Here is a 6,082-nt window from a genome sequence, read left to right as displayed (position 1 = left end):
GCTTAAATTTTAAATCACAATCATTAGCCAAATCGATTCCTTGTAACAGAAAATCTTGCGAGGCTTTTTGAGATTGTGCATAATACATTTTCTGAGCTTGTTCGCCAACTTCTAGCAAAGCAATCGTTGCAGGCGTTTTGCTGACCAATAAATCTCTAAAATGAGAAGCCAATCCAGCTACAAAATGATGTCCGTCGAAACCTTTGGCTAAAATATCGTTGTAAGCCAATAGTAATTCCGGAATTTTATTCTCCAAAATTAAATCCGTTACATTAATATATGTTTCGTAGTCCAGCACATTCAAATTTTCGGTAACGGCTTGACGTGTCAAGTTATTTCCGCAAAAAGAAACGACTCTATCAAAAATAGATAAAGCATCACGCATCGCACCGTCAGCTTTTTGAGCAATAATATGCAAAGCATCATCTTCGCAGATTACACCTTGACTGGCAGCGACTTCGGCCAGATGTTCTTTAGCATCTTTGACCGTAATTCGTTTGAAATCGAATATCTGACAACGAGATAGTATCGTTGGAATAATTTTATGTTTTTCGGTCGTTGCCAAAATAAAAATGGCATGCTTTGGTGGTTCTTCTAATGTTTTCAAAAAAGCATTAAATGCCGCTGATGATAACATGTGAACCTCGTCGATAATATAAACTTTATATTGTCCTGTTTGTGGCGGTATGCGAACTTGATCTATCAAATTACGAATATCGTCTACCGAATTGTTTGAAGCAGCATCGAGTTCGAAAACATTGAATGCAAAATCTTCGTTCGGGTCGTCGTAACCAGGTTGGTTTATTTTTCGAGCTAAAATTCTGGCGCAAGTTGTTTTTCCTACACCACGAGGCCCAGTAAACAATAGGGCAGAAGCCAGATGATTGGTTTCTATAGCATTCAGTAAAGTATTGGTAATAGCTTGTTGTCCCACAACGTCTTTAAACGTTTGCGGACGATATTTACGAGCCGATACTACAAATTGTTCCATAGAAATTTATTCGAAAGCAAATATAACTGTAATAAGTCAGAAGTCAAAAGTGAAAAGTCAAAAGTTTTAAAATGTTTTGGTCAATAACAAAATTTTTAATTACAAGATTTATTTTGAATTAAAATTAAAAAGCAAATTTCATAAAACTGCTGCTAGCAGTCATTGATATTAAATTTCTTCAAACTCTAATTTTACTATTAGATGATGTGGTCTAACTTCATAAATTTTAACTGTCGGATATTCATTTTTCAAAATATAGATAAGCAAATTGTAATAGTTTGGATCTACAATTTTCATGCGATGGCCAATATAAACCTCCAGAAGATTTTCCTTATCAAATTTCAATTTTCTTTCAAATTCGTCTGTATTTATTGCTATTGCTCGAAATTCTTTTTCATATTTCCAGTCATAATATTTCCAACAATAAGCATTTAGCATACCTAAAGCTACTAAAGTAGTTTCTTTAAAATCTTCTTCAATTTCTAATTGTTTAATTTGTTCTTTTGCTAAATCAAAATCGGAATTTGTTGGCATATAATCTTTTAAGTATGATATATGACTTTTGATCTGGATATGGTTATTTCTAAGAAGTTTACTATCAAATTTTATACAAAATCCAGTATAACTATTTGCATAATGTCCCCACATTAAAGGATTATCATTTATTGTGCTAAAACAGCATACACCAATATCCTCACGATGTTTTACAATTCCTGGACTGCCTTTTAAGATGTATTTTTCTCTATTAGTAATGCAATCAAATGGGTCATTGAAATTCCGTGGATTTGAAAAATATAAATAGTTTTCAAGTAATGAATTTATACTCAAATTTGACTTTCCATAAAACTTATATAAGAATTTTGGTTGTTTTAATTCCGTGTTCCTATGGAATATCTGGGTAAAATATAAACCAAGTCGCTCAAGACTAAAGTTATGTGAATATAAATAATCTTCGACTTGCCATTGAATAGTTAAAGAATTTTCTTTTTTATTTTCATTCATTTAGGCTGGTATTTTTCGTTCTATTTGTACAATGACTGCGAACTAATTAGTTTTTGCAATCTACGAAAATACTTATGTAATAATATAAGTTGATGTTACTTTTTTAATCATAACTCCCTTGATTAACGAAATGTCCTAGCCCCGATAGCAGTGAAAATCCTTTTTTTTATACCTGACAGGTTTTTGAAACCTGTCAGGTATAAAAAAAAGATTGCAACGAATAGCGGGATTAGCTCCTAAAAAAACTACTTTTGCAGCGCAGACCGCCTTATCGTCGCCAATTTATTGGGGGAGGAAAGTCCGGACACCAGAGAGAAGCATAGCGGGTAACGCCCGTCGGGTTGAGCAATCGATCAAGGACAAGTGCAACAGAAAGTATGTACAGGTAATGCTGTAGTGAAACCAGGTAAACTCTATGCGGTGAAATTTCAAGTATATCGGTAGTTAAGGGCTTCTCGTCCGTTGCTGAAGGGTAGAAAGATGGAGCTTGTGAGTAATTGCAAGCCTAGATAAATGATAAGGTATCGTTAGTGATAACGAGAACAGAATCCGGCTTATAGGTCTGCTTTTTTTAGTTTTGAATCTTAAATTCTAAGCCTACGTTGCGAATACTTTCGATAGTAATTCGGTTGTCGTTTGAGAAATATTTTCTAATTCGGCTTATAAAAACATCCATACTTCTTCCTGAAAAGAAATCGTCATTTCCCCAAATACTTTGCAAAATATCATTTCGTTTAATTAGTTGGTTTTTGTTTTTTAGAAAAAATAAAATTATAGCAACTTCCTTTTCTGTAAGTCTTTGCGTATGATTACCTAATTTTAATTCTAACCTATTCGGGTCGAAAATGTAATTGCCTATTGTTATTTCATCGACCGAAATGGTTGTTTGATTTTTTTGCTCGCCTCTTTTTAAAATATTGTTTAATCGCAAGACCAATTCATCGGCTTCAAAGGGTTTTACAATATAATCATCGGCACCCAATTGCAATCCTTTTAGTTTGTCTTCTTTTAGTTTTCTGGCAGTCAAGAAAACAAATGGTGTTTCTGGATTGATATCGATTATTTTTTCGGCTAGTGTGAATCCGTCCATTTTTGGCATCATGACATCAAACACACAAATGTCGAAAGTTTCTTTTTGAAATAGGAGTAAGGCTTCTTCTCCGTCTTTTGCCCAAGTAATTTGATAATTATATAATTCGAGATATTGTTTGAGAACATCGGCAAAATCGAAATCGTCTTCGGCAAGTAGTACTTTTTTCATAAAAATTAAACAGATGGAATACTAATATTAAAAACGGCTCCTTTACCTAAATCGCTAATCACGGCAATGGTTCCTTGGTGTGCTTCTATAATCTGATTTACATAAAATAAACCCAAACCCAATCCTTTTGTATTGTGTAAATTGCCTTGTTCTACTCGATAAAATTTATCGAAAAGCAAGGAATGTTTGCTTTTTGAAATTCCAATTCCATCGTCTTGAATGCTAATATTGAATTGATTATTGACTAATGAAGTTCGGATATTAATATGATTGCAACCATATTTTACCGCATTTTCTAATACATTCTGAATGGCTGTTGTGAGATGAAACTTGTCAAGAAATAAGGAAGTTTCAATAGATTTAAATTCTGTTGAAATTACAATTGATGGATTAGAAATCTTAAAATCATTGATAATTGAATTTAAAAAAATTTCGGAATTAATCTTTTCTTTTTGCAATTCGATTTCGCTGTCTTCCAATGAATTATTTAAAACCTGATCGATTAATTGTTGCAAACGGTTGTTTTGACGCGATATTGTTGCCACTAAATTATCAAAATGTTTTTCGTTATCTCGAATATCTTTTCTTTCTAATATTTTGGTAGAAATGGCTAAAGTAGCCAATGGTGTTTTTAATTCGTGGGTAATATTATTAATAAAATCGGTTTTAATATCACTTACTTTTTTTTGTTTTATTAATGCTTTAATGGCAATTACAAAAAGGGTAATTAGAGTAAGAATTGACAAAATTGCAAAGCACAAAATCATTGCCATTCGTCTCAGAATTATGGTTTCCCAATTGGCTACCGAAACATACAAGGCATCTTCGGTAAGTAATTTGAAATCAGAATTTAAAGTGTTTCCACTTGTGGTTCCTACGTAATTTCGGACTAGAAAAGCATCGTCTAGGGAAGCTAAATCACCATATAGTTTATTTCCAATAATTGGTTTTTCTGCAAAAATGGTATCAGCTGCTTTGGCATTGTTATACAATACAAACTTGTTGAGTACAATGGCAAAATCAAGTTGTAAATCAGGTATTTCTTGTTCGAATTTAAGTTGTAATTTATGTGTTAATTCTTTTTTGAATTGGTTTTGAAGAATGGTATTCTTAATTCTGTTTCGGGTTTTAGGATCTAAAATATAATTCATTGCCAATTCGCGATACAACAAATCTTTTTTGTTAAAAATGGTCGAATCGATATCACTATAATCGTTTGTAATATCGGCAATTTTAGTTTTTACTTCGGCTCTAAATTGTGCTACTTTATAATCATAAGTAGTTTTTACCAAATAAAATTGCATGGCCGAAAGTGCTATAAGCACCACAATAGAAAACAGAATTAATAAGTTGATTTTCTTCTTCATCACTTCAAAAATAATTGATTTTATGGAATAAAAAAGACATTAACCTAGCATTAACCTTCAATTAACTTTCAGATTCAGATTTTGAAAGCAATTTTGCATTGATAATTGAATACTAAATGAAGAAAATACTGCTAATTATGCTCTTAATTTCAAAAAATTACGCCATTGCTCAAAAAACGCCTGAAGATTTTGGTTACAGACAAATGTCATTCAAATTTCAAGATGATAAAGTAGATTTGATTGTTATTTCTAAAAAAGGAGAAGAGAAAATAGCCAAACCATTGTTCTTTTTTTGCCAAGGAAGTTTGCCAAGACCAGTTGTTATTTATGACGAAAAAGGATTGTATGGGACTTTACCTTTCAACGAAACTCCTTTTTTAGATGATTTTCATATTATAATTATAGCAAAACCAACTATTCCAATTATTGCTAATGCTAATATCTTGGGCAAAAATTTCATGTATTTGAAAGACAAAGAAAATGAAATTCCACCCAAAGGTTATACCGATAGAAATTATCTAGATTATTATGTTTTTAGAAATAATTTTATTCTTAAACAATTAAGTAAAGAACGATGGGTTGACAAGAAAAAGCTTGTTGTTGCTGGACATTCTGAAGGAAGTTCGATAGCTTCAAAAATGGCGTTTTTATATCCTAAAATAACACATTTAATTTATTCTGGAGGAAATCCTTTTGGTCGAATTGTAAATATTTTGGCAGACGGAGAAGATAAAGAAAACACAATAAATTACTGGAAAACGGTGGTCGAAAACAGTACTATTATCAATTATAATGGAGGTGACACCTATAAAGCTACTTATAGCTTTTCCTTACCACAAAGGGAAAATTTATTACAACTTAAAATTCCAATTTTAGTGACTTATGGTTCAAAAGATGTGGCAGCAAACTACAATGATTTATTTCAAATAGAAATTATTAGAGATAGAAAACAGAATTTCAGATTTATAAATTATTCTGGTTTAGAACATAATTTTTTTGCTGTAAACGAAAAATCAGAACCTATTTATGAGAAAGAGAATTGGGATAAAGTGGCAAAAGATTGGTTAGAATGGTTACATAATTCAATAAATTAAAAATGAAAAAAGCACTAATAATACTGTTTTGTCTAATAATTTCAAATTTGGCATTGGCACAAAATGAAATAAAACAAGATACAATTTCTAAAAAGCTAGAAGAAGTAATCATAAAAAATGAAAAGAAAGTTTTTACCAATAAAAATGGAAATTTGAAAGTTGATGTAGCCAATTCTATATTAAAATCAGTTCCGAATACGATCGATTTAGTATCAAAACTGCCCAATGTAATTATTGGTGATAATAAAGAAACGATTAGTATTATAGGAAAAGGGAATCCGTTACTTTATATAGACAATCAAAAAGTAAGTATAAACGATTTAAATACATTGTCTGTATATGAAATTAAAAGCATTGAAATTATAAA

Annotated in this window: 5 protein-coding genes, 1 other RNA gene and 1 pseudogene; 3 read left to right on the top strand and 4 right to left on the bottom strand. The window is 31.2% G+C overall.

The window, feature by feature from the left end:
* Together dnaX and ACKVOV_RS10430 are read right to left on the bottom strand one after the other, a co-directional pair.
* A partial coding sequence (gene dnaX / locus ACKVOV_RS10435) for a DNA polymerase III subunit gamma/tau (protein ID WP_409206697.1) occupies nt 1-991 on the bottom strand: 991 nt, incomplete at its 3' end.
* 168 nt (nt 992-1,159) lie between these two features.
* Entirely contained in the window at nt 1,160-1,819 is a 660-nt protein-coding gene (locus tag ACKVOV_RS10430) for a DUF2971 domain-containing protein (RefSeq protein WP_409206696.1), read from the bottom strand.
* A 429-nt stretch (nt 1,820-2,248) separates the two neighbouring features.
* On the opposite strand from ACKVOV_RS10430, the gene rnpB reads away from it, so the two are divergent.
* Nucleotides 2,249-2,566: RNase P RNA component class A (rnpB, locus tag ACKVOV_RS10425), an RNA gene on the top strand.
* Here rnpB and ACKVOV_RS10420 read toward each other — a convergent pair.
* Both ACKVOV_RS10420 and ACKVOV_RS10415 read right to left on the bottom strand, forming a co-directional pair.
* On the bottom strand, nt 2,565-3,254 hold the full coding sequence (locus ACKVOV_RS10420; protein WP_409206695.1) for a response regulator transcription factor: 690 nt from the start codon (nt 3,252-3,254) through the stop codon (nt 2,565-2,567). The two genes, rnpB and ACKVOV_RS10420, sit on opposite strands and share 2 nt — an antisense overlap.
* A gap of 5 nt (nt 3,255-3,259) precedes the next feature.
* Entirely contained in the window at nt 3,260-4,621 is a 1,362-nt protein-coding gene (locus ACKVOV_RS10415; protein WP_409206694.1) for a sensor histidine kinase, read from the bottom strand.
* Between the two features lie 116 nt (nt 4,622-4,737).
* On the opposite strand from ACKVOV_RS10415, the gene ACKVOV_RS10410 reads away from it, so the two are divergent.
* Nucleotides 4,738-5,715, top strand: a complete 978-nt coding sequence (locus ACKVOV_RS10410; RefSeq protein WP_409206693.1) for a dienelactone hydrolase family protein — start codon at nt 4,738-4,740, stop codon at nt 5,713-5,715.
* A gap of 2 nt (nt 5,716-5,717) precedes the next feature.
* A pseudogene (locus ACKVOV_RS10405) lies at nt 5,718-6,082 on the top strand (TonB-dependent receptor); the annotation flags it as partial.

It is taken from the genome of Flavobacterium sp. (assembly GCF_046153165.1).
GTDB lineage: Bacteria > Bacteroidota > Bacteroidia > Flavobacteriales > Flavobacteriaceae > Flavobacterium.
Note: the sequence above shows the minus strand (reverse complement) of the source record. Positions and strands in the feature narration are given on the sequence as shown.

Bases quoted from the DNA above. Each gene is read 5' to 3' on its own strand.
- ACKVOV_RS10410 (WP_409206693.1), top strand. From the start codon at position 4,738: ATGAAGAAAATACTGCTAATTATGCTCTTAATTTCAAAAAATTACGCC.
- ACKVOV_RS10420 (WP_409206695.1), bottom strand. From the start codon at position 3,254: ATGAAAAAAGTACTACTTGCCGAAGACGATTTCGATTTTGCCGATGTT.
- ACKVOV_RS10415 (WP_409206694.1), bottom strand. From the start codon at position 4,621: ATGAAGAAGAAAATCAACTTATTAATTCTGTTTTCTATTGTGGTGCTT.